The organism is Rhizobium sp. NFR07, from assembly GCF_900111905.1.
GTDB lineage: Bacteria > Pseudomonadota > Alphaproteobacteria > Rhizobiales > Rhizobiaceae > Neorhizobium.
In genome coordinates, this window is sequence record NZ_FOKM01000001.1 from 741,355 (window position 1) to 765,522 (window position 24,168).

The following is a 24,168-nucleotide window of genomic DNA, read 5'->3' on the forward strand; positions in this document are numbered from 1 at the left end:
CTGCCATGACCATCGACATCAACCGGATCGCAGAAATGGATCGCAATGCGGTCCTGCATCCGTTCACCCAGCTCAAGGATTTTGCCAGCGGTAAGATGGGCGATCCGACGATCGTCGAAACCGGCAAGGGTATCCGCATTCAGGATGCGAACGGCAAACAGTTGATCGACGGTTTTGCCGGTCTCTACTGCGTCAATGTCGGCTATGGCCGAACCGAGGTTGCCGAGGCCATTTCGCGCCAGGCCTATCGCCTCGCCTATTACCATTCCTATGCCGCCCACACGACGGACGAACTGGCCATCCTCTCCGATCGCCTGGTGAAGATGGCACCGGGCAAGATGAGCAAGGTGTTCTACGGCATGTCCGGCTCCGATGCCAACGAGACGCAAGCGAAGCTCGTCTGGTACTACAGCAACCTGCGCGGCAAGCCGAACAAGAAGAAGATCATCTCCCGCGAGCGCGGTTATCATGGCTGCAGCGTCGTCTCCGGCTCCATGACCGGCATGAGCTTCTACCATGACCATATGGACCTCCCGCGCGCAGGCATCCTGCATACCGGCGCACCGCATCATTACTGGGGTGCGGAGGCCGGCGAGACGGAACTCGAATTTTCCAGGCGCCGCGCCGACGAGCTCGAAGCCCTGATCCTGCGCGAGGACCCCGATACGATCGGCGCCTTTATCGCCGAGCCAGTGCTGGGGACTGGCGGAATCACGCCCCCGCCGCAGGGTTATTGGGAGGAAGTGCAGAAGGTCCTCAGGAAATACGACATTCTGCTGATTGCCGATGAAGTCATAACTGGTTTCGGGCGTACCGGCTCGATGTTCGGATCGCAGCACTACGGCATAGAGCCGGACCTGATCACCGTCGCCAAGGGCCTGACCTCGGCCTATTTCCCGCTGTCGGGCGCAATCGTCGGCGAAAAGGTCTACAAGGTCATGGAGGAAGGGGCCGACCGTGTCGGGGCCTTCTCGCACGGATATACCTATTCCGGCCACCCGATCGGTGCTGCGGCGGCCAACGCCGTTCTCGACATCGTCGAGAAGGAGGATCTGCCGGGCAATGCTCGCGACGTCGGCAACTATTTCCAGGAGCAGCTGAAGGCGAAATTCGCTCAGCTTCCCATTGTCGGCGAAGTACGTGGTGTCGGCCTGATGGGGGCGATCGAATTCGTTGCCGACCGCGAAAAGAAACTGCGCTTCGCCCCAGGACTTACTGTCGGTGCGCGTGTCTCGAAGGCTGCCCGCAGCCGTGGTCTTATCGCCCGCGCCATGCCGCACGGCGACATTCTGGGTTTTGCACCACCACTCGTCACGACGAAGGAAGAGGTCGACGAGATCGTCGCCATCGCCGAAGCCGCAGTCCGTTCCGTCATGGACGAGCTGGTCCAGGCTGGCGAAAAGATCTGACCCAAGCGCATCTGCCAAGCCGGATTAGCTTGCCGGCTTGATGTTTGCGTTCCGAGCAAAATCGCAGCGATTGCGCCTATTTACAGTGCAATCGCTGCCTCAAATGCATAACGCTTCATCTTTTCGGCGAAGCGTGCATAATGTCATGAAATTACCGCTTCAAAAACGAGACAATTTCATGCGTCGTCAAGCCAATTCATTCGCGCCTGATCCGGTTCCCGCAACCAAACCGGTGGCGTGGCAACCGAGCCTGACCAAGCAGAAGGGGGAGACGAAGCACGCAGCACTCACCGGGCGCATTATCGCCGATATCGATGCCGGTGTGCTCAAACCGATGGACCGTATGCCGACGCATCGCGATCTGGCGCGCGAGCTCGGCCTATCCGTCCAGACAGTCAGCCTCTCCTACAAGGAGGCGGAACGGCTCGGCTATCTGAGCGGCGAGATCGGCCGCGGGACATTCGTCAAGGCACGCGTGACGGACCGCGCCGGACGCATGATGCTCGATCATAGTCCCAATGAGGTGCTCGACCTTTCGATCATTCGCGGCGTTTATCTCGACGCCCATGAAAATGCCTCGCGTGAGATCCTTCGTGAACTGGCGGACGGCGATAATGCGAGCTTCATGCGTCCCTGCCGTCCGATTGCCGGTCTCGACCGTCATCGCGAGACGGCGCGCATATGGTTGCGTATGCTGGGCGTCACCGCCGGTGCTGAGCGTATCCTCGTCACCAATGGTGCAGCCCACGGCATTTTTCTCGCGTTGAGCTGCGTCGTCCGCTCTGGCGACGTCGTCTTGTGCGAAAACCTCACCGATCACGGCATTATCGGGCTCTCCAACATACTCGGCTTCAGCCTCAAGGGATTGTCCACCGACGAGGAAGGCATTTTGCCGGATGCGCTTGAGGCCGCCTGCTCGGCCGGCGGTGTGCGGGCGTTGGCACTTATCCCGACGCTCAACAATCCGACCGGTCATGTTGCAGGCGCCGCGCGCAGGCGCGAAATAGCCGCGATTGCGAAGCGCCATGGCATTTTTGTCATTGAGGACGAGGTCTATCGCCCGATGATAGAGGAGGACCTGCCTTCGATCACCGAGATGCTGCCTGATCTCGGCTTCTTCGTCACCAGTTTTACCAAGACGGTGCTGACAGGATTGCGCGTCGGCTATCTCGTCGTGCCGCCCGCCTATTCCATCCGCGCCGCCTCGATCCTGCGCGTATCGAGCTGGAGCGGCACCTATCTCACGGGCGAAATCGCTACGCGCTGGGTGGAAAACGGTACCGCGCAGCGGCTGCTCGAAATCCAGCGCGAGGAGGCTCGTGCGCGCCAAATGATAGCCACGGAAATTCTTGGCGACCACATCGCCTCCAGTCATCCGCTCGCGCTTTGCGCCTGGCTGAAGGTTCCTCCGCACTGGAGCGAAGAGGGGCTGGTCCGCTCGCTCACCAATCAGAATGTTGCTGTCACGCCATCGGAACCCTTCATCGCCGGGCCGGGCCATGGCGGTGGCATCCGTATATGCCTGGGTGGACGCCTCAACCATGCAACCCTCACCAAGGCGCTGACAACCGTCCGTCAGGTCTTCGAGCAATTGCCTCCCGTCTATGACATCGGTTCGATCGGCTGATGCATATCCCGACAATCATTGAATCATTACAATATAATAATTGACATGATTTTACTTCGCTCTCAACATGACAATCATGAAGAGCGAAATCCTGTCCAGATCAGCCGAAAAGATGATGCTGCCAGTCACGCTGGCGGACATCGAGCAGGCTGCGGCGCGCATCGTCGGCCGCGTGACGCGCACGCCGCTCGTCCGCTCCAGTTCTCTCTCCGGGCTTACCGGTCAGCCGGTTCATCTGAAGCTCGAAACACGTCAGCCTGTCGGCGCCTTCAAGCTACGCGGCGCAATGAACGCTATCCTGTCGCTGGATGAGGCGGCACGCAGGCGGGGTCTCGTGACCGCCTCGACGGGCAATCACGGCCGCGCCGTCGCCTATGCCGCCCGCGAACTGGGCGTGCCGGCAACGATCTGCATGTCATCGCTCGTGCCCACCAACAAGGTTGAGGCGATCCGCGCACTCGATGCGGAAATCCGTATCGTCGGCACCTCGCAGGACGATGCACAGGAAGAGGTGGAGCGCCTAGTTCAAAGCCGCAGCCTCACGCCTATCCCGCCTTTCGATGATGTGGATGTCGTTGCAGGCCAGGGCACGATCGGCCTCGAAATTGTCGAGGAACTGCCCGATTTGGCAACCGTGCTTGTTCCCCTCTCCGGAGGCGGCCTGGCGGGCGGCATTGCCGTTGCCGTCAAGGCTTTGAAGCCGCAAGCGCGCATCATCGGCATCTCGATGGAGCGCGGGGCAGCCATGCATGCTGCCATCGCAGCCGGTAAGCCCGTTTCGATCCGCGAGGAGGAAACACTGGCGGATTCGCTGGGCGGTGGCATCGGGCTCAAAAACCAGGTCACCTTTGCGCTTTGCCGTGATCTCCTCGATGAAGTCGTCCTGCTGACCGAAGACGAAATTGCCGCCGGCATGCGTCATGCGGCGCATGAAGAAGGCGAGATCGTTGAAGGCGCGGGTACGGTCGGCATCGCCGCCATTTTGGCCGGAAAGGTTCGCCTCTCAGGCCCCACCGCCATCATTCTATCGGGCAGCAATATCGACCCGGCGAGCCATCGGAAAATCGTCGACGGAGCCGCCGCATGAGCCATATCAGCATCCTGACCGAAAAAGACCTGCGTCCTATCGTCAGCCTCGACCTGTCGGCAGTCGAGTGCGTCGAACAGGCCTTTGCGGCGCTCGCCACCAAAGCCGTTGCCATGCCGCCGATCCTTCGGCTGGACATCCCCGAATTCCGCGGCGAAGTGGATGTGAAGACCGCCTATGTACCGGGCTTTGATGGCTTTGCCATAAAAGTCAGCCCCGGCTTCTTCGACAATCCGGCACTCGGCCTGCCGAGCCTCAACGGACTGATGATCCTCTTCAGTTCGAGGACCGGATTGGTCGAAGCCCTTCTTCTCGACAATGGTTATCTCACCGACGTGCGCACGGCCGCAGCCGGTGCGGTCGCTGCCAGACATCTGTCACGTGAAGACGCTTCCGTCGCCACGATCTTCGGTGCCGGCATGCAGGCGAGGTTGCAGCTTGAGGCGCTGATGCTTGTGCGGCCGATAAGGTCGGCGCGCATATGGGCGCGCGATCATGCCAAGGCGCAGAAGCTTGCCGGCGATTTCGCCCTTGAGCACGGCATCGAGGTTATCGCCATGGCCGATCCGCAGGAAGCCATGCGTGGGGCCGACATCGTTGTCACTACGACACCTGCCGAAAAACCGATCCTGATGGCGGAATGGCTTGAACCCGGCCAGCACCTGACCGCGATGGGATCGGATGCCGAACATAAGAACGAGATCGATCCGGCCGTCTTTGCGCGTGCGACCTACGTCGCCGATCGCATCACCCAGACCCGCATTCTCGGCGAGTTGCACCATGCCATCACGGCGGGGGCAGCGAAGCCGGATCAGCAATTCACCGAGCTTGGAGCCGTCATCGCCGGCAAGGCGAAGGGGCGAACAAACGCAGAAGAAATCACCTTCGCCGACCTCACGGGCACCGGCGTGCAGGATACCGCCATCGCCAATCTGGCCGTCACCCGCGCAAGAGATGCGGGAAGCGGCCAGACCATCGAGAACGACAGAAAAATGGGAGATGCAGCGTGAGTGTAACGCTGAACTTTGCGCGCGAGGAATATGCCGAGCGCCTGTCCAAAACCCGCCATGCGATGGAGAAAGCCGGGATCGATCTCCTGATCGTCACCGATCCGTCCAATATGCATTGGCTCACCGGCTATGATGGCTGGTCCTTCTATGTGCATCAATGCGTGCTGGTACCGCCGAGCGGCGAGCCGATCTGGTACGGCCGCAAACAGGACGCCAATGGCGCCAAGCGTACCGCCTATCTCGACCACGACAATATCATCGGCTACCCGGACCACTACGTCCAGTCGACCGAACGTCACCCAATGGATCTGCTTTCGCAGATCATCGATGAGCGCAAATGGTCCGGTCTCACGGTCGGCGTCGAGATGGACAATTACTATTTCTCGGCCGCAGCCTTCGCCTCGCTACAGAAACATCTGCCCAATGCCCGTTTCAAGGATGCGGCAGGTCTCGTCAACTGGCAGCGTGCGGTCAAAAGTCCGACCGAGCTCGATTATATGCGCCGGGCCGGCAAGATCGTCGAACTGATGCACAAGCGCATCGTCGACGTCGTCGAACCCGGCATGCGCAAATGCGATCTCGTCGCCGAGATCTACGATGCGGGTATTCGCGGCACGCCCGAGTTCGGCGGTGACTATCCGGCGATCGTCCCGCTTCTGCCGTCGGGAGCCGATGCTTCCGCCCCGCATTTGACATGGGACGACAAACCGATGCGCTCCGGCGAAGGCACGTTTTTCGAGATTGCCGGGGCCTATAAGCGCTATCACTGCCCGCTGTCGCGCACCGTATTTCTCGGCAAGCCGACGCAGGCTTTTCTCGATGCGGAAAAGGCAACGCTCGAAGGCATGGAAGCGGGGCTCTCTGCCGCCAGGCCGGGCAATACCTGCGAAGATATCGCCAATGCCTTCTTCGCCGTCTTGAAGAAATACGGGATCATCAAGGACAACCGCACCGGCTATCCGATCGGTCTCTCCTATCCGCCGGACTGGGGCGAACGCACCATGAGCCTGCGCCCGGGCGACCGCACCGAGCTGAAGCCCGGCATGACCTTCCATTTCATGACCGGCCTTTGGCTGGAGGACATGGGGCTCGAAATCACCGAAAGCATCGCGATCACCGAAACCGGCGTCGAATGCCTGTCGAACGTGCCGCGCCAGCTCTTCGTGAAGGGTTGAGACCATGCTGACCAGCGCCCTTCGCCCCTCCCCCATTACCCCTTCCGTCGATTTCGGCGCGAAGGGTGTCCAGCACGGTCACCTGCGCCTGCCTTATAGCCGCGATGACAGTGCCTGGGGTTCGGTGATGATCCCGATCTGCATCATTGCCAGTGGCGAAGGCCCGACTGCCCTTCTCACCGGCGCCAACCACGGCGACGAGTACGAAGGACCGGCCGCGCTTTTCGAACTGGCGCAGATGCTCGATCCCGCGCAGGTGAGCGGGCGTATCATCATCGTACCGGCGCTCAACTATCCGGCATTCCGCGCCGGTACTCGCACCTCGCCGATTGACCGCGGAAACCTGAACCGTAGTTTCCCTGGTCGACCGGATGGTACGGTGACGGAAAAGATTGCCGACTACGTCACGCGCCATCTGATCCCGCTGGCGGATATCGTGCTCGACTTCCATTCAGGCGGCAAGACGCTCGACTTCCTGCCTTACGCCGCAGCACACGAACTGCCGGACAAGGACAACGAGGCGCGCTGCTTTGAGGCCGTGGCGGCTTTCGCCGCACCCTATTCGATGAAGATGCTGGAGATCGATGCTGTCGGCATGCTCGACACGACCGTCGAAGAGATGGGCAAGGTCTTTGTCACGACCGAACTCGGCGGGGCCGGCACCGCCAGCGCAAGAACGATCGAGATCGCGCGGAAAGGCAGCCTCAATCTCCTGCGTCATGCCGGTATCTTGAACGGTTCGCCGGAGGTTCAACCGACACGCTGGCTGGACATGCCATCGAGCGACTGTTTCACTTTTGCAGAGGACGACGGGCTCATCGCCTTTGCCCGCGATCTGGGCGAGCCGGTCAGAACGGGTGAGACGATCGCCCGGGTGTACCCCGTCGGCAAGACCGGCCTTGCACCAATCGAATATCGCGCGGCCATGGATGGCATGCTTGCGGCGCGCCACGTGCCCGGCCTCATCAAGACCGGCGACTGCCTTTCCGTCATCGCAACGATTACGGAGAAGACCTGACCAGACCAACGGCGTGAGATCCGAAAACGGACCACGAAAACCCAACCAGAGGAGTATTCACATGCGCATGACCAAAATCGCCGGACTTTCCGCCCTCGCCCTTACCATCGGCATCACGTCTGCAAGCGCGCTGACTGTCGAAGAGGTCAAGGAGCAGGGTTATATCCGCGCCGCGACAGCCAACGAAGTGCCCTATTCCTACATGCAGCCTGACGGCACCTCCGCCGGCATCGGCCCGGACGTGGCCAACGCAGTGCTGAAGTCCATGGGCATCGAGGAAGTCAACTGGACCGTGACGCCGTTCGGCACGCTGATCCCCGGCCTGAAAGCCCGCCGCTTCGACTTCGCGGCCGCGGAACAGAACATTTCGCCCGAACGCTGCAAGCAGGTCTCCTTCACCGAGCCGAACTCGTCCTATGGTGAAGGTCTTCTGGTGAAGAAGGGCAATCCGAAGGGCCTGACCACCTATGCAGACATCGCCAAGGATCCGTCGCTAAAGGTGGCCGTCGTTTCCGGTGCAAACAATGTCGACTTCCTGCGGGCCGTCGGCGTCAAGGATGAGCAGATCGTCTTCATTCCCGCCAATGCCGATGCGATACCGACCGTGCAGAGTCGCGCCGACGCCTATGCGGCAACCGAGCTGACCGTCTCGGAACTCGCCAAGGGTCAGGCCAATGTCGAGCAGGTCGCGCCGTTTGAAGATCCGATCGTCAAGGATGCACCGGTCCGCAACTATGGCGGCTTTGCCTTCCGGCCCGAAGACAAGGAGCTGCGCGACGCCTTTAACGCCGCTCTCGTCGAGTTCCGCAAGACGGATGACTACAAGAAGATCCTGACCAAATACGGCTTGTCCGAGCAGAGCATCGCCGCGGCTGCCGAAAAGAACGTCGCCGATCTCTGCGCCGGCAAGTAACGGCAGAAAGGCGCTCGGCCCTGACCGGGCGCCATTCGTCAAACCTCGGGAGACTTCCAGATGGACTGGGCAGCCTACCTGCCGATGCTCTGGCAAGGTGCCGTCGTCACCATGACGATTACGCTGGCGTCGATCGCCGTCGGAGCGGTACTCGCCTTCTTCTTCGGCATTCTGCGCGTTGAAGGCGGGCCTGTCCTGTCGGCTATCGCACTTTGTTACACGGAAGTGTTTCGCGGCACCTCGCTGTTCGTTCAGCTCTTCTGGTTCTATTACGCATTGCCGCTGGTCGGATTGAGCTTCGATCCGATCACGACAGGCATTCTGGTGCTTGCAGCACATGCGGGCGGTTATGGTGCGGAAATCGTCCGCGGTGCTCTTTCGTCCGTCTCGACACAGCAGCTGGAAGCTGCCCGCGCGCTGAACTTCAACCGTTTCCAGACATTGTTTCGCATCTCATTGCCGCAAGCGGTGGTCGAGATGATGCCGGCCTTCGGCAATCTCGCAATCGAGACGCTAAAACTCTCCTCGCTCGTGTCGCTGATCTCCATCGCGGACCTGACCTTCGCGGCTCAGTCGATCCGCAATATCACGCTCGATAGCGCCAGCATCTACTCGATCACGCTCCTCTGCTACTTCGCCATGTCGCTTGTGCTGATGATCGTGATCCGGGTGATCGAGCGCTTCGTGCGACGCGGCGACGTCTTCCCCCGCACCCGACATTCGTGAGGGCTTACGGTTATGATGTATGGTTACGAATGGGACACGACGACGTGGGTCACCTACACGACCTCGATCCTGCCCATCATTTTGATCGGTTTGACGGTCACCCTGAAGGCCGCTGCCGCCGGCTTTGCCATCGCGCTGGTTCTCGGTCTGATTTTTGCCCTGCTGCGCCGCAGCCGCATCAAGATCATTTCCTGGCCGACAGCCTTGATCGTCGAGTTCCTGCGCGACACGCCACTCCTGGTGCAGCTCTTCTTTCTCTATTACGTGCTGCCCGATTTCGGCATCGTGCTTCCGGCATTTCTCACCGGTGCGCTGGCGCTAGGCCTGCAATATGCCGCCTATACCTCCGAGGTCTATCGGGGCGGTATCGAAGCCGTCCATCATGGCCAATGGGAGGCGGCCACCGCGCTCAACCTGACGCGCATGCAGACCTATCGGGACATCATTATTCCCCAGGCAATTCCACGCATCCTGCCGGCCATGGGCAACTATCTCGTCGCCATGATCAAGGAAACGCCGGTTCTCTCCGTCGTGACCGTGCTCGAGATGATGGGGCTGGCGAACATGATCGGCGAACGTACCTTCGAATATCTCGTGCCGCTGACGCTAGTCGGCCTGATCTTCCTTCTCCTGACGCTGATCTGCTCGGTGGGCCTCCACCGGCTGCAGAAAGCTCTCCCGAAAGCAGGAATACCCTTGCGATGACCGATAACAACAACCAGACCCTCATCGAATTTTCCGATGTCTCCAAGCGCTTCGGCATCCTGACCGTGCTCGACCAGTTCAATTTCAGCGTTGCGAAGGGCGAGAAGGTTACGCTGATCGGTCCGTCCGGCTCGGGCAAATCGACGGTCCTGCGTATTTTGATGACGCTGGAGCCGTTCCAGGAGGGCAAGCTCACGCTCGGCGACATGTCCTATCACGAGCAAGGTGGCAAAGGTCCGTTCCATGCTTCGGAAAAACATCTTCGCCAGATCCGCAATCATGTCGGGATGGTCTTCCAGAGCTTCAATCTCTTTCCGCATATGACGGTTCTCCGCAACGTGGTGGAGGCACCCGTCCGGGTGCTGGGAATGGCGCGGGCGGAAGCCGAAGCGCGGGCGATCGAACTCCTGCAGATGGTGGGGCTTGCGGACAAGAAGGATCACTACCCGGTACAGCTTTCCGGCGGCCAGCAGCAACGCGTCGCGATCGCGCGTGCGCTTGCCATGCGACCGCGCGTCCTGCTGTTCGACGAGCCGACATCCGCACTTGATCCGCAGCTCGTTGGGGAAGTTCTTTCCGTCATCCGCGGCCTGGCACGTGAGCATGATCTCACAATGCTGCTTGTCACCCACGAGATGCGCTTTGCCCGCGAGGTATCGGACCGTGTCTGCTTTTTCGACAAAGGCCGCATATGCGAGCAGGGAAAGCCGGAGGAAATATTCGGTGCGCCGCAACAGGAGCGGACACGCGAATTCCTGTCGTCGGTTTTAAATTCGTGATGAGGCACTAGCGAGGCGACTGTGCGGGCCGTGAAAGAGAAGACGTTCCTGATCGGATGCAAACCCGCGCCCTGACCATGCAACTTGCTGCGGCAAGAGCATAGTGGAACGTGGCATTCGCTGCCCAGACCACGTGATCCTTGCATAGTCGTCGTTTCAACTCTTGGCAGAAGAGGCACAGCGGTGTCATGGCTTGCCTAGTTGGATTGGCGGATGATTGGTGCGCAATTTCCAGTCATCGCCAATCATCACCCATTTCGGCTAGCGACCTCGGCAGGTTATCACCCAGCGTTGATGAAAAGGTCGCCGGTATAGAATTTCTCCGGTGCCAGCGGCTCCTTCACCGTTCCGAAGTCCTGGAACATCTTGTTGAAGTCGGTCAGCCATTTGTTGACGGTACCGTCCTTGGTAAAGGCGTCCAGTTCCTGGGACGTCAGCATCTTGCGGCTGCGGGCGACTTTTTCAGTGGCCTCTTTCGGGGCGTTAAGGAAGGCCGTGGTGATCTCGATCGAGTGGTCAAGATTAGCCGCACGATAATCCATCGCCTTCTTCATGACCCGCAGGAATTTCTTCACCAGTTCCGGATCCTGCTCGACGATCTCGTTGCGGGCCACGAACGTGTTGATGAACGAGGTCTGCGGATAAAAATCCTGGTTTGAGGCCAGTTCTTTCATGTCAGGCACGCGCGGTTTGATCGTGTCGATCAGAGGATACCAGATGCCGGCTGCATCGATCTGCTTGGAGGTGAAGGCGGCGACGACGGTCGATGGATCCATCGGCACCATCTGGATGTCGTTGATCGTCATGCCGGCCTTGGTCAGCGCCATGCGCAGGATCATGTCGCCCGACGTGCCCTGAGGCACGCCGACCTTCTTGCCCTTCAGGTCGGCCATAGTGCCGATGCTGGACTGCGCGATAACCCGGTCGGAAAAACCGATGTCATTGACACCGATCACCTTGGCGCGGCCGCTTGCCGGCAGCCATAGAGCGCCGGGACCGATCGTGCCGAAGTTGAGACTGCCCGCGCCCATCGCCTGGATCTGGATCGGGCCGTTGGTGAAGACCTTCACCGAGGGTTCAATGCCCTCGGCCTCCCACAGCTTCTGCTCCTCGGCGATGGCGAGCACGCTGGCATTCGGGAAATCGGCGATATAGCCGATGCTCATCTCCTGCGACTGAGCTTTGGCCCTGCCACCGATGGAGAAGACGCTGGCGCCCGCGAGAGTCGCGCTCGTCACCATAAGATTTCGTCTCGTCAGCATGGTCATTCCTCCTTTGACGGGCTGATGAAAATGTCAGGGTCAGGCGGCCGCGGCAGGATGATAAACCGCGCGCCAGACCTCGTTGCGTAATTCCGAGAACTCGGATGAAAGCCGCATTTCCTCGGTGCGAGGATAGGGCAGGTCGACATCGACGACCTTATGCAGCCGCCCCGGACGCGCCGCCATCACGACGACGCGGCTTGCCAGATAGACGGCCTCGTCGACGTCATGGGTGATGAACATCACGGTGCGCCGCTCCTTGCTCCACATCGCCAGCAACTGATCCTGAAGCTGGACACGGGTCAAAGCATCGAGTGCTCCGAAAGGCTCGTCCATGAGCAAAATCTTCGGATTGACCGCATAGGCGCGCGCGATGGCGCAGCGCTGCTTCATCCCGCCCGACAGCGTCTTCGGCAGCGAGTTGGCAAAATCCGTCAGCCCGACCAGGTCGATGAAATGATCGGCGATCCGGCGCCGCTCTGCTTTCGACTTGCCCGAAATCGTCAGGCCGAACTCGACATTTTCCCGCACGGTCAGCCAGGGAAAAAGCGCGTATTGCTGAAAGATCACACCCCGTTCGGGACCTGGCCCGGTCACCGAAACGTCGTCAACCAGAACTTGGCCGGACGACGGCGCGGTTAGGCCCGCCGCGATATTCATCGCTGTCGATTTGCCGCAGCCGGACGGACCGACGACCGTGATGAACTCGCCGTCCTCGATATCGAGATTGAGCCCTTCGAGAGCGGTGAATGCCGCGTTGCCGGCAATCTCGAACGTCTTCCTCACATTCCGGAAGGAAATTTTTGGGGTCATAGTTTCTCCTGCCAGGCGGTGAGAACACTGTCGATCGCCATCACGATGCGATCCATGATCAGGCCGAGAATTCCGATCGAGATCAGGCTGACGAAGATGGTCGGAAGGTCGTAATAGAGCTGCGCCTGCTGCATGCGGAACCCGAGGCCCGATTGCGCCGCGATCAATTCGGCAGCAACGACCGTCGACCACGATGCCCCGAGGCCAATTCGCACCCCGACCATGATATAGGGTAGCGAAGCCGGCACGATGACCCGGCGAAAAATGGTGAAATCATTGGCCCCGAGCACGCGGGCCGCATTGAGCAACGTCCTGTCAACGCTGATGACGCCTTGATAGGTCGCCACGACGCTGGAAAGGAAGGACGCAAGAAAGATGACGAAGATTTTCGGCATCTCGTCGATGCCCATCGTCACGATCGCCAGCGGAATGATGGCCAGCGGCGGGATGGTGCGGAAGAACTGCACGTAGGGCTCGATGATCGCCCGAGCGATCCTGTACCAGCCCATCAGGAAGCCGACCGGTATGGCGACGATGATACCGAGTGCAAAACCGGTAAAGACGCGCGCAAGGCTCGCCAACGCATCGGACCATAAGAGACCACTCTCGGCCTGGATCACCGCCTGCGTGACGACTGCCATCGGCGTCGGCAGGCCAACCACGCCGTAGGACGTCACCAGGCCCCACAGGATCACGCCGATGACGACCGCGACGATATTGATCGCCAGCATGCCGAGCGGCCCCGACAAGAGCGGGGCCTGCCTCGTCGCTTCGGGTGCATGTTCTGTTTCGACAACTGCCAAGATCACTCCTCCCGAGTATTCGGCCGATACTTCGGTCTGGTTCAACGTGCCGCGACCATGACGTCCCGCGTCCTCAAATTGGATTCGATCAGCCAATCGCGCATGACGTCCAGGAGCTCGCGTTTACGGTCTTCGCAGGCTGGATCGTTCCAGAGATTCTTCACCTCTTTGGGATCGTTTTCCAGGTCGAAGAGCTGTCCGTCGGCCGATCCCTTGAAATGCACCAGCTTCCACCTGTCGCTGCGCACGCCGGTCATGAATTCAACCCCGCCGGCCATTGCCACGTCGCCGATCTGCTCGCAGAAAACATGGGTACGCGGCGTCCACTCCCCGCCTTCAAGCGCGGGCCTCAGGCTCTTCGCTTCAAACGTCTTCGGCGGCGTGATGCCGGCATAATCGAGGATGGTGGGACCGAGATCGAAGAGCTGGCAGAGCCCGTCGATCTCGCGCCCACCCTCGAAACGGTTGGCGGTCGACCAGATCACCGTCGGCACGCGGGTGACGATGTCGTACATCGACCATTTCTGGATCAACCCGTGTTCGCCGAGGCATTCGCCGTGGTCGGAGGTGAAGATGACAATGGCATCATCGAGATAGCCGCGATCCTTCAACGATTCCAGCAGTTCGCCCACCTTCTCGTCGATCAGGGTCACGTTGCCGAGATAATGCGCCCAGAGCCGTTGCATCTGGTCTTCTGTCGGATCGAGGCTCCAGACGACAGAGTCATGATCGACGTCCACGTCGTGCTGGCGCTTGTCCTTCAGTTCCTGATGCAGGGAATCGAGTTCTTCCCTGGTCGGTTTTGGCAGAGGCAGATCGTTACGCTTGAGATAGGGCTCGGTATAACGCGCCGGCGGGTCGAAGGGCGGATGCGGCCCAGGGAAGCCTACCTGCAGGAACAGCGGCTCCGTCGGCGGGTAGGTATCGACCCACCACTTCGCCATGTTGCCGACGAAAGCGTCGGAATGCAGATTTTCCGGCAGTTCCCAGTCGAAGCAGCCGAGCCGGTCGCGATAATCGTCGCGCTCGCGGTAAGATTCACGCTGCTGTTTGACGAGGCCGTTTGCGGCAAGCGCCTTGTCCCACTCGTCGAAATACCAGCGCCCTTCCATGTAGCGGTCCTTGTTTTCCACGACATAACGCTCGTGGAAGCCGCTGTCCGAATTGTAGGGAATGGTGTGCATCTTGCCGACGTTGACGCAGCGATAGCCAGCATCGCGTAGCTGTTCGACCCAGGTATGCTGCCACTTCTGGCCATTGGCGAGCACGCCGGTCGTATGGGGATAGTAGCCGGTGAAGAGGCTGGCGCGGGAGGGCACACAGCTTGGCGCGGTGATATGACAATTAGTCAGCGCCACACCTTTTCCGATGAGCGCGTCGATGTTCGGGGTATTGGCGTAAGGAAAGCCGAGCGCCGCGATGGAATCATAGCGCTGCTGGTCGGTCATGATCAAAATGATGTTCGGCCTGTCAGCCATATATCCTGCTCCTCTACGCCGCCGATCAGTCAAGCGGCGTCACCCTTGCCAAGCGAAAGTCCCCATTCTCCCGTCTTTCGCTTGCCTCACTTCCAAAACGATGGCACAAAGTTACCGTTAACGCAACGATCACTCTTGCGGTTCCAGACGAATTATTGATGTTCGGACAGAGTAGGCCTCATGACGATCGAGATTGATGACACGGAGACGCGGGCGACGCCGACGCTTGCCTCCATTGCGCAACAGGTTGGCGTATCGGTCAATACCGTCTCCCGTGCGCTGCGTGCGCCCAATACGGTGAGAGCCGAGTTGCGCAAGCGCATCAACGTCGCGATGGAAGAGCTGAACTATGTCCCGAACCGGCTCGCCGGCTGCCTTTCCGGAACGCGCACCGACATTGTCGGCGTCGTGGTCACCTCCCTCTACTACTCGGAATTTGCGAGCATCATCGACACGCTGCAGTCGGCGCTACTCGATCGTGACCTGCAGGTCATGCTGGCGAATACACGCTACAATCCGGATCAGGAACTGAGGCTCGTCCGCTCGATCCTGAGCTGGCGGCCGGCGGCGGTCGCCATCATCGGCGTCGATCATCCGCCCAAGGTGGTCGAACTGCTGAAGGCCTCGGGCATTCCGATCATCGAAATGTGGGATACCGGTGGTGAGGTGATCGATTCCGCCATCGGCTTCGATCACGAGGAGGTCGGGGCCGCGCAGGCCCGCCACCTGATCGAACAGGGATACAGGAAACTCGCCTTCGTCGGCAGCGTGCGCGAGAACGACCGACGTGCGCAGAAACGTCTGCACGGTTTCGAGACGGAAGCTGCGGCAGCGGGTCTGGTGCCGGTCGCGAAGCTGACTGCCCAGCAGGGCGGCAACCCCGATCTCGGCGAGCGCCTGGCACTCGAACTGCTCGACCGGCATCCGGAGATCGATGCGGTGGCCTGCAACAGTGACGTCGTCGCCTTCGGCGTCCTGCGTGCGCTGACGAAACGCGGCAAGCGGATGCCGGAGGATATCGGCGTCATCGCCTTCGGTGACAACGAGGCGGCGGCTTGCGTCACACCGCCGCTGACGACCATCCGCCCCGACAGGGAGCGCATCGGCAGACTGACTGCCGATGCGATCTTTGCCCGGATCAACGGTACCGAGCCCAGGACGACGGTGGTCGACTGGCACCTCGTCGCACGCGACAGCACCCGACGCCGTAAGCCATGACGAGAGGTATCAGGCGCCGTTCTGGCGCGAGTTGCTGGCTGGTGTGCGGCCGGAATTGGCGCCGAATTTGATGCTCGCCAAGGTCCAACCTTGGGTCTTGAGCGAACTCCTGACGCGCCATTTCAGTATTTCCTCGACCAGTTCCCGCCGCGTGTCGCGATGCGCGGGATCATCCCAGAGGTTGCTGACCTCGGTCGGATCCTCCTCCATGTCGAACAACTGCCCCTCGTTGCTGTCGACGAAATGGACGAGCTTGTAGCGCCGGCTGCGGATCATCGTCATGAATTCGCTGCCGTTGAAGATCCTGTCGCCGGCATGTTCGGAAAAGACGAACTCGCGCGGCTCGCATTCTTCGCCCCTGAGATAGGACATCAGCGACTGCGCCTCCATCCAGTTCGGAACAGGCACGCCTGCCATTTCGAGGATGGTCGGGCCGAAATCGAAGAGCGAGACAAGATCGTCGACCGCCCTGCCCTCGGCCACGCGTCCCGGCGCCCAGACGATCGCCGGCACCCGGACGCTGTGTTCGTACATCGACCATTTCTGGCTGTGCCCGTGGTCGTTCAGGCTGTCGCCATGGTCGGAGGTGAAGATGATGATCGTATCGTCGAGCACGCCGCGCCGCTTGACCGCCTCGATCAGCTCGCCCATCTGCGTGTCGATCATCGAGACGTTGGCGAAGTAATGCTGCCGCTGGCGCCGTAGCTGCTCCGGCGTGGGATCCGAAAGATGCACTACGGCATCGTGATCCACATCGAGATGCTGCTGTCGCAGCTTCTTCAATGCGGTCGGCTGGGCGTCGATATCCTCGGCACTCAGGATCGGCTCGGGCAGCGCGGCATCCGTATACATGTCGAGATATTCCTGCGTCGGGTCATAGGGCGGGTGCGGGCCCGGAATACCGATCTGCAGGAAGAAGGGCTCGTTGCCGCTATAGGTATCGAGCCACATCCGGGCGAGTGCCGGCACGAAATTGTCCGAATGGAGATCCTCCGGGAGATCCCAGACGAAGGCCCCGACCGAGGAGCGGTAATCCTCGCGCCGCCGGTAGGTGACACGGCTCGGCTTTTCGAAACCGCGGGTCCAGATCGCCTTGTCCCACTGGTCGAGATAGAACGGCAGGCGCGCCGTGGCGCGATCCTTGTTTTCCACCACGTGCCGCTCGTGAAAGCCGAAGGAATCTTCGAAGGGCGCGGTGTGCATCTTGCCGACGTTGACGCAGCGATAACCGGCCTCGGCCAGCATCTGCACCCAGCTGAAAGCCCAGGGCTCGTCATTGCGGAAGACACCGTTGGTATGCGGATAGACGCCGGTGAAGAGGCTTGCACGTGATGGCGCGCAGGAGGGCGAAGTGACGTAGGTCTGACGAAAATAGGTGCCTTCCCGCACCATGCGGTCCAGGTTCGGGGTCTTCATGTAGGGAAAGCCGCCGGCTGCGATCGTGTCGAACCGCTGCTGGTCGGTGATGACGAAGATGATATTCGGCTGCTTTTTCTGGTCTGACACTCTTTCCTCCCGGTTCTGTCTCGACGATGGCGTGCGGCTGTCTATGTCTCAAATCGCCGCTAGGCGCGGCTGCAAATTATCTGTAGCAGGAGATCGACGGGCGGCTCCCCAAGCGGATGCCGGCCGTGCCTGCGGATGAATGGAGGACCGATGGCGACCGTCCTGATTACCGGCTGCGACCGCGGCCTCGGCGAGGAATTCACGCTTCAATACGCGGCCCGGGGAGACCGGGTGATCGCAACCTGTCTCGACCCGGAAGCCTTCGGGAAAACACACCGCCTCGGTGCCAATGTCGAACCGGTCAAGCTCGACGTGACCGACGAAACGGCGGTCCTTCAACTGGCGGCGAAACTTGATGGTGTCGCGATCGATGTCCTGATCAACAATGCCGGCATACCCGGCCCGCACCCGGCGCTCGAAGAGACGGATCTGACGCTCTGGCGCAGCATGCTGGAAGTCAACCTGATCGCGCCCTTCGTTATCTCGAAGGCATTCGCCGGACACGTGGCGCAGAGCGAGCAGAAGGTGATCGCGTTCATCACCAGCCGCATGGGCTCGATCGGGCTCAACAATACGGGCCGTTCCTACGCCTATCGTTCCAGCAAGGCCGGGCTCAATATGGTGATGAAGAGCCTCGCCATCGATCTCGGCCCGCGCGAGATCTGCGTCCTCGGCATCCATCCCGGCAATGTCTCGGCCCAACCGGGCCGCGGATTGACCGTGTCCGAAAGCGTCGCGTGCATGCGCGACGTCATCGATCATTCCGGCCCGCATCAGACCGGCACCTTCTACAACTACAATGGCCAGATCCTTCCCTGGTAGCGAAGTCTCACGACGGCAGGACGTCATAGGCGATCCGGAAACCGGTATTGCTGGACGCACTGTCGGCCGAAAGACCCATGCGGGCGGCGATCCGGTAGCGGTAGCAATAGCTCTTGTGGCAGAGAAACGAGCCGCCCTTCAGCACCTTGTCGGCGGATTTTCTTGCGTGCTCGTTGCGGATCTTCGCCGCCTTTGACAGCGACCGAACCTTGAAGGCGTCGCCGCTCCATTCCCAGACATTGCCTGAGAGATTGTAGAAGCCCGCCTCGGAGGGTTCGAAGCTGCGGGCCGGCGCCGTACCGAAATAGCCGTCCTTCAGTGTATTGTGCCGGGGGAACTGCCCCTGCCAGATGTTGCAGAAAACGAGATCCTCGGTCGGCTCGTCGTCGCCCCAAGGATAGCGGCGGTGGCGGTTGCCGCCGCGCGCGGCGTGCTCCCACTCCGCCTCTGTCGGCAGGCGGCCGCCGACCCAGGTGGCAAAGGCCATGGCATCGTTCCAGGAGACATGGGTCACCGGGTGGTGGAGCCGATCATCGACTGAGCTGCCCGGCCCTTCCGGTTCCTTCCAGGTCGCGCCGTCGATACGCGTCCACCAGGGCGTATTGGAGACACCCCCGGTAACCATTGCCTGATCCTTGAGGAGCGGAGAAAAGACCGCCGACATGCCGAACCGCTCGGATTCCGTTATATGGCCGGTCGCCTCGACGAATTCGGCGAAGCGGCGTACGGTGACGGTTTCTACCTCCAGGTGGAAATCCTGAAGCAGGACCTTGCGCTCCGGCCCCTCGCCATCGCCGGTGATGACCGGATCATTGGTGCCGACGAAGGTCTCGCCGCCCTTCACCGAGATCGTCTCGGCTACTCTTCCTGTCGCCGGAAAGCTGGAAGCCCTCGGCGGACTGCCTGCCTGCCCCTCTCGCCTTGCGGCCGAACAACATTCGCTCATGCTTGCTTTCCCGAAAGCGCCTAACGCGCCCTGAAACGACGACGCGCGCCGGTGTTCTCCGCAGCACGAGTCGGGATGAGGATAGAAAAATGGCGCCGTGGCGTCGATGCCTGCCGGAAATGTCCGCGTCGGTGAAACTTCAGGCAACTGCCATTTAGGATGATGGCACTCACCGTACCATTCACAATATCCGCCGCCTATTACCTTCACTCGTCACATGCTGAAGCTTGCACCAGCAGGATATCGGCGAACATATTTTCTATAAATCCAGTAGAATTAGAATGACCAGTCTTTCTGCATATGCACCTGGTGACTAGGCTTTCGTCATGCAGTTGGACGCGGGTCCGATTGCACTTGCAAATAGCCGCCAGGGGACCTGTATGACCAGATCGAATTCCTCACCCAAGCATCACATCAGCCGCCGTCACGCACTCGCTCTCTTAGGGTCGGCAGCAGGCGGCCTCTTGATCGCCGTCGCAGATACTCCCTATGTCGGAAGAGCTGGAGCTGCGGAGCAGAAGGCGATAACAATCACTGATGAGCTTGGACGCGAGATAACCCTTCAAGCACCGATCAAATCTGTTTATCCCGACCTCTGGTATCAGACCGAAATCGTGCGCGCCATCGGAGCGGGCGACACGATCGTTGCAATCGATCAGACATCCAATCCAGGCAAAAACGCTGCGAACAAGGACTATTTCGCCAGGTTTGCAGATCTTCTGGATGCCGGCAATTTCAACGGCCCGAACTGGGAGACCATCGCCACGTCGGGGGCTGAAGTGTTCTTCACCCGTCGCAACGCACCCTGGCAGGACGCTGTCGAAAAGTTGAAGCCCTTCGGCATCGAGGTCGTCGTCGTCAGCACCTGGGACCCGAAGGTTCTGCGCGCGCAGCTACCCAACCTGGGAAAGATCTTCGGCGCGGAGAAAGGTGCGGCCGATCTTGCCGCGCTCTACGACGATATCGACAAGCTTCTCGCCGAGCGCCTGAAAGGCGTCGAGCCGAAGAAGGTCTTTTTCGAAAACAATGCGGATTTCGTCACCTCGCTTCCGGGTTCCGGCTGGCACGACACGATCGTTCTGGGCGGCGGGAAGAACATTTTCGGCGACATCGCAATCGCCAACACCGGCAGCGCCTCTGTCCACACCTATACGGTCGATCCGGTCGAGATCATCAACCGCAACCCGGATGTGATCATCCATAACGGCGTGGACGGTCAGGCCTCCGGCTACGAACCCTGGGACCAGGAACTGCTTGCCGAGCAGGCCGGGCGAGTGATCGACCGTCCGGGTTGGAACTCGATCAAGGCGGTGCAGGACAAGAACGTCTTCGTCATCAACAATTTCTTCTTCTCCGCGCTCGGCAAGCAGATCGGGGCACTGGCCGTCGCCAAGTGGCTGCACCCCGAGCATTTCCAAGATGTCGATGTCGACACCTACTTCGCCAGATGGCTGAAGGCGCAGGGCGTCGAGCCGCGTCCCGTCGCGGACTACGCCTACAAGCTGGACGGCTAGACAGCCTGCCGCCTCCCAGCCCCTCAACCAGATTGAGAGAGACAATGAGCTCAGTGCATTCAGATCCCCTGCACCCCGTCGCCCCATCAGGACGTCGACGATCGACGGACCTTTACACCAGCCAGAAACTTGCCATAGCGCTCGGCTTTGCAGCCGTGGTCATCACCGCGCTGATCGGCATCAGGATCGGAACGTCGGGGGCGACGCTCCTCGATGTCCTGCAAACATTCTGGTCCAAGATCTCCGGGACCGTCCCCACCGACCGCGCAACACTGCTAAAGCATAATGTCATCTGGGAATTGCGCCTGCCGCGCGTGCTTCTCGCTATCCTCGGCGGCGCGGCGCTGGCCGTCGCCGGCGTGCTGTTCCAGGGCCTGCTGCGCAATCCGCTGGTCAGCCCCTATACACTCGGCATCGCGCCGGCTGCCGCCTTCGGCGCCTCGCTCGCCATCGTCCTTTTCGGGGCAACCGCCGGCAGCGCCGCGATCTCGCTGGTCATAGGCGCACTTCTCTTCTCATTCCTCAACACCGCGCTGGTGCTTTCGCTTGCCTCGACGCGAAATCTGCATGCGACGACGCTCATTCTGGTCGGCATCGCGCTTTCACAGCTATTCGGTGCGCTGACGGCCTGCATCCAGTATTTCGCCGAGGACGAGGTGCTTGCCGCAATCGTCCGCTGGACCTGGGGCTCGGTCAACAATTCGGCCTGGTATCAGGTTCTCGCGCTCTTCGTGCTCCTGGCCCTCGCCTTCCCCTATATCCGTTTCCGCAGCAGCGCATTGAACGCCATCGCCTTTGCCGGCGATGATTCAGCCAAGAGCCTTGGCGTGGCGGTTTCGCAGGTACGGCTGCAAACCATCGCGATCGCCGCGACGCTTACCGCCGTAACCATTGCCTTCACCGGCATCATCGGCTTCGTCGGCCTGGTCGCGCCTCATATCGCGCGACTGGTGGTCGGCGCCAATCACCGCTTCCTCATCGCGTTCTCGGCCATCATCGGCGCCCTGCTTCTCGTCATCGCCGATGCCGTCGGCAGGCTGGTCATCAATCCGGGCGTCATCCCTGTCGGCATTATCGATGCCTTGGTCGGCGCTCCGATTTTCCTTTACCTCATCCTCACTCGACAAAAGGCAATCGAATGACCCTCAAGATTTCCTCACTCGAAGTCGGCTACGGCAAAAGACAGGTCGTCAAGGGCGCAAACCTGACCGTCGAAAAGGGCGAACTCATCGGCCTTCTCGGCTCCAATGGCTCCGGCAAGTCGACGCTGATCAAGACCATTGCCGGCATCAACAGCCAGACGAAAGGCACTATCACCTGGAACGGCGACACGGACCTGACCCGGCTTGCGCGCAAGGATCTTGCCAGGATCGTCGCCTATGTGCCGCAATCCATTGGCCTTTCGTTTGGCCTCGATATCAGGGAGGCAGTCCTGCTCGGCCGCACGCCCTATTTCGGCACCCGCCCGCGTGACGAGGACTGGGCGCATGTCGATGCCGCCATGGAGAGGATGGGGCTCGACGAACTGGGCGACCGCGCCGTCACCGAGCTTTCGGGCGGCCAGGGCCAGCGTGTCCTCATCGCGCGCGCACTGGCGCAGGATCCGCAAATCCTGCTTCTCGACGAGCCGACCAGCGCGCTCGATATCCGCTACCAGTGGCAGACCCTGGAAGTGGCCCGCGACGTGACGCGCAAAAACAATGTCGCCGCTGTCATCGCCATCCATGATCTCAATCAGGCTGCCCGCTTCACCGATCGCGTGGTCTTCCTCCAGGATGGCGTGGTGATTGCCGAGGGGCGACCGGCGGAAGTCTATTCTCCGGAACTGATCAAACGGGTCTATGGCGTGGATGTGGAACTGTCGACCCATAAGGGCTTCGTTCAGGTCCATCCGCTTTCCGAGCACGGTCATGCGCAGCTCGGGCTGCAACCTGCGACATCCGAACCCGTCCGGGCCCCTCGCCTGGCGGAACAGCGCGAATACGCGACAGCCTGACATTCTTTCGAGGAAACAAACAGATGACAAACAAGTGGGCGGGCCGTCGCAGCGAACGCGGCCAGGGATTGGTGCTCGGCCTTCTGCTGGGCGGAACGGGGCAAGCCAAGAAAAAGGGCCGTGACGGCCCGACGGACAACCTGCTCGATATCGACGCCTATGTCGAACAGGCGCAGCAGGCCGAGCGCGGCAAGATCCACACCATCTTCCTGGCCGATGCGCTCGTCACCAGCGAAACCGCGCCGAAACCGGGGCTGGAGCCCGTCACGCTGTTGAGCGCTCTGGCGGCGAAGACCTCGCGGATCGGCCTTATCGGCTCGATCTCGACCTCTTTTACCGAACCCTACAACCTCGCGCGCCAAGTGCTTTCGCTCGATCATATTTCCAGGGGACGCGCCGGCTGGAACCTCGTCACCTCTTCTGCGGGAGAGAAGAATTTCGGCAAGCCGCTTCCCGCCCATGATGACCGCTACGCGGTCGCCGAGGAATTTGCCGGCGTGGTGCAGGCGCTCTGGGAAAGCTGGGAGCCGGATGCCATCAGCTATGACGACCGGGGTCGCCAGATCGTCGATGCCGGCAAGGTCCACCGTATCGACTGGAACAGCCGGCATTTTTCCGTGCAAGGCCCGCTCAACGTTTCCCGCAGCCCGCAGGACCGTCCGATCCTCGCTCAGGCAGGGTCTTCCAGCGAAGGCAGGCAGCTCGGCGCACGCGTGGCCGATGTGATCTTCACCACGGGGCTGACGGAAACGGAGCCTTCGATCGATCTCTATCGCGACTTCAAGGCGCGAGCTTCCGCCTATGGCCGCTCGCCGGATTCGATCAAGATCCTGCCCGGTGTCGCGCCCGTGATCGGTTCCACCGACGACGAGGCAAAGCGCTTCTGGCAGAAGGTCATCGACGACATCGATTTCGAAGAGGGAAGGAAGTCGCTTGCCGGCCAGTTCGGTGGGATCGACCTGGCCGATCTCGATCTCGATGACGAAATCCCGGTCAACGACCTGCCGCAGACGGCCGATATCCAGGGGCGCCGCTCACGCTTCGGCGTGTTTCGCGACCTTATCGAAAGCGGCAAGGTTCGTACCGTGCGCGACCTCATCATTTATCACTCGAGCGGTGCGGGACACTGGTTTCCCATCGGCTCGGTGGAGAACATCGCCGACCAGCTGCAGGACCGCTATGAGCGCGGCGCGACGGATGGCTTCAATTTCCTCGCCTTCACCCTGAAATACGAGCTCGGCCTTTCCGCCGTGACAGATCATTTGATCCCTGAACTACAGCGGCGGGGCATATTCCATCACGACTACCAGCACGAGACGCTGAGGCAGAATCTGGGCGTCTGAGCGGCCCGCAACGAGGAA

General features: G+C 60.7%; 22 protein-coding genes. 16 read left to right on the forward strand and 6 right to left on the reverse strand.

Annotation, left to right across the window (positions count from 1 at the left end; translation table 11 throughout):
- Positions 1 to 5: 5 nt before the first annotated feature.
- The 10 genes from BM216_RS03270 to ehuA all read left to right on the forward strand — a co-directional run bounded on the left by BM216_RS03270 (position 6) and on the right by ehuA (position 10,449).
- A complete protein-coding gene (locus BM216_RS03270) occupies positions 6 to 1,409 on the forward strand; it encodes an aspartate aminotransferase family protein (RefSeq protein ID WP_092995123.1) in 1,404 nt (467 codons plus the stop codon).
- Between the two features lie 178 nt (positions 1,410 to 1,587).
- Complete coding sequence (locus tag BM216_RS03275) at positions 1,588 to 3,036, forward strand: MocR-like ectoine utilization transcription factor EhuR (protein WP_092994786.1); 1,449 nt, start codon at positions 1,588 to 1,590, stop codon at positions 3,034 to 3,036.
- A 67-nt stretch (positions 3,037 to 3,103) separates the two neighbouring features.
- Positions 3,104 to 4,123, forward strand: coding sequence for a hydroxyectoine utilization dehydratase EutB (gene eutB, locus BM216_RS03280; protein WP_177230697.1), 1,020 nt, complete (start codon positions 3,104 to 3,106; stop codon positions 4,121 to 4,123).
- Entirely contained in the window at positions 4,120 to 5,133 is a 1,014-nt protein-coding gene (gene eutC / locus BM216_RS03285) for an ectoine utilization protein EutC (RefSeq protein ID WP_092994789.1), read from the forward strand. Before eutB ends, eutC begins: the two co-directional genes overlap by 4 nt.
- Positions 5,130 to 6,308, forward strand: coding sequence for an ectoine hydrolase DoeA (doeA, locus tag BM216_RS03290; protein WP_092994792.1), 1,179 nt, complete (start codon positions 5,130 to 5,132; stop codon positions 6,306 to 6,308). Before eutC ends, doeA begins: the two co-directional genes overlap by 4 nt.
- Positions 6,309 to 6,312: 4 nt before the next feature.
- Complete coding sequence (gene doeB, locus BM216_RS03295; protein WP_092994796.1) at positions 6,313 to 7,326, forward strand: N(2)-acetyl-L-2,4-diaminobutanoate deacetylase DoeB; 1,014 nt, start codon at positions 6,313 to 6,315, stop codon at positions 7,324 to 7,326.
- A gap of 61 nt (positions 7,327 to 7,387) precedes the next feature.
- Entirely contained in the window at positions 7,388 to 8,239 is an 852-nt protein-coding gene (ehuB, locus tag BM216_RS03300) for an ectoine/hydroxyectoine ABC transporter substrate-binding protein EhuB (protein WP_092994799.1), read from the forward strand.
- Between the two features lie 60 nt (positions 8,240 to 8,299).
- Positions 8,300 to 8,965, forward strand: coding sequence for an ectoine/hydroxyectoine ABC transporter permease subunit EhuC (gene ehuC / locus BM216_RS03305; RefSeq protein WP_092994802.1), 666 nt, complete (start codon positions 8,300 to 8,302; stop codon positions 8,963 to 8,965).
- 12 nt (positions 8,966 to 8,977) lie between these two features.
- Positions 8,978 to 9,670 carry an ectoine/hydroxyectoine ABC transporter permease subunit EhuD gene (gene ehuD / locus BM216_RS03310; RefSeq protein ID WP_092994805.1) on the forward strand — a complete coding sequence of 231 codons (693 nt, stop codon included), beginning with the start codon at positions 8,978 to 8,980 and terminating at the stop codon, positions 9,668 to 9,670.
- On the forward strand, positions 9,667 to 10,449 hold the full coding sequence (ehuA, locus tag BM216_RS03315) for an ectoine/hydroxyectoine ABC transporter ATP-binding protein EhuA (RefSeq protein ID WP_092994808.1): 783 nt from the start codon (positions 9,667 to 9,669) through the stop codon (positions 10,447 to 10,449). Before ehuD ends, ehuA begins: the two co-directional genes overlap by 4 nt.
- A gap of 281 nt (positions 10,450 to 10,730) precedes the next feature.
- On the opposite strand, the gene BM216_RS03320 is transcribed toward ehuA, so the two are convergent.
- The 4 genes from BM216_RS03320 to BM216_RS03335 all read right to left on the reverse strand — a co-directional run bounded on the left by BM216_RS03320 (position 10,731) and on the right by BM216_RS03335 (position 14,805).
- Positions 10,731 to 11,711, reverse strand: coding sequence for an aliphatic sulfonate ABC transporter substrate-binding protein (locus tag BM216_RS03320; RefSeq protein WP_092994811.1), 981 nt, complete (start codon positions 11,709 to 11,711; stop codon positions 10,731 to 10,733).
- Positions 11,712 to 11,750: 39 nt separating this feature from the next.
- Positions 11,751 to 12,524, reverse strand: coding sequence for an ABC transporter ATP-binding protein (locus BM216_RS03325; protein WP_092994814.1), 774 nt, complete (start codon positions 12,522 to 12,524; stop codon positions 11,751 to 11,753).
- Positions 12,521 to 13,255 (reverse strand): ABC transporter permease, encoded by a 735-nt coding sequence (locus BM216_RS03330; RefSeq protein WP_092995129.1) that lies wholly within the window; start codon positions 13,253 to 13,255, stop codon positions 12,521 to 12,523. The genes BM216_RS03325 and BM216_RS03330 overlap by 4 nt, the downstream gene beginning before the upstream one ends.
- 113 nt (positions 13,256 to 13,368) lie before the next feature.
- A complete protein-coding gene (locus tag BM216_RS03335; protein ID WP_092994818.1) occupies positions 13,369 to 14,805 on the reverse strand; it encodes a sulfatase family protein in 1,437 nt (478 codons plus the stop codon).
- 180 nt (positions 14,806 to 14,985) lie between these two features.
- Here BM216_RS03335 and BM216_RS03340 point away from each other — a divergent pair, with 180 nt between their 5' ends.
- The gene (locus BM216_RS03340) at positions 14,986 to 16,023 is read left to right on the forward strand and encodes a LacI family DNA-binding transcriptional regulator (protein WP_092994821.1); all 1,038 of its coding nucleotides are present in this window, start codon (positions 14,986 to 14,988) and stop codon (positions 16,021 to 16,023) included.
- Positions 16,024 to 16,032: 9 nt separating this feature from the next.
- Here the strand turns inward: BM216_RS03340 and BM216_RS03345 are convergent, their stop codons facing one another.
- The gene (locus BM216_RS03345; protein WP_092994824.1) at positions 16,033 to 17,529 is read right to left on the reverse strand and encodes a sulfatase family protein; all 1,497 of its coding nucleotides are present in this window, start codon (positions 17,527 to 17,529) and stop codon (positions 16,033 to 16,035) included.
- A gap of 150 nt (positions 17,530 to 17,679) precedes the next feature.
- On the opposite strand from BM216_RS03345, the gene BM216_RS03350 reads away from it, so the two are divergent.
- Entirely contained in the window at positions 17,680 to 18,351 is a 672-nt protein-coding gene (locus tag BM216_RS03350) for an SDR family oxidoreductase (RefSeq protein ID WP_092994827.1), read from the forward strand.
- 7 nt (positions 18,352 to 18,358) lie between these two features.
- Here the strand turns inward: BM216_RS03350 and BM216_RS03355 are convergent, their stop codons facing one another.
- A complete protein-coding gene (locus BM216_RS03355) occupies positions 18,359 to 19,297 on the reverse strand; it encodes a formylglycine-generating enzyme family protein (RefSeq protein ID WP_092994830.1) in 939 nt (312 codons plus the stop codon).
- A 380-nt stretch (positions 19,298 to 19,677) separates the two neighbouring features.
- Between BM216_RS03355 and BM216_RS03360 the strand changes: the two genes are divergently transcribed.
- From BM216_RS03360 to BM216_RS03375, 4 genes are read left to right on the forward strand one after another with little or no spacing between them, the layout of a single operon-like run.
- Positions 19,678 to 20,811, forward strand: a complete 1,134-nt coding sequence (locus tag BM216_RS03360) for an ABC transporter substrate-binding protein (RefSeq protein ID WP_092994833.1) — start codon at positions 19,678 to 19,680, stop codon at positions 20,809 to 20,811.
- 44 nt (positions 20,812 to 20,855) lie between these two features.
- Positions 20,856 to 21,953, forward strand: coding sequence for a FecCD family ABC transporter permease (locus BM216_RS03365; RefSeq protein WP_092994836.1), 1,098 nt, complete (start codon positions 20,856 to 20,858; stop codon positions 21,951 to 21,953).
- Positions 21,950 to 22,807: an ABC transporter ATP-binding protein gene (locus BM216_RS03370; protein ID WP_244530047.1), complete on the forward strand. Its 858-nt coding sequence runs from the start codon at positions 21,950 to 21,952 to the stop codon at positions 22,805 to 22,807. The genes BM216_RS03365 and BM216_RS03370 overlap by 4 nt, the downstream gene beginning before the upstream one ends.
- 23 nt (positions 22,808 to 22,830) lie before the next feature.
- Entirely contained in the window at positions 22,831 to 24,150 is a 1,320-nt protein-coding gene (locus BM216_RS03375) for an NtaA/DmoA family FMN-dependent monooxygenase (RefSeq protein ID WP_092994839.1), read from the forward strand.
- Positions 24,151 to 24,168: the final 18 nt, after the last annotated feature.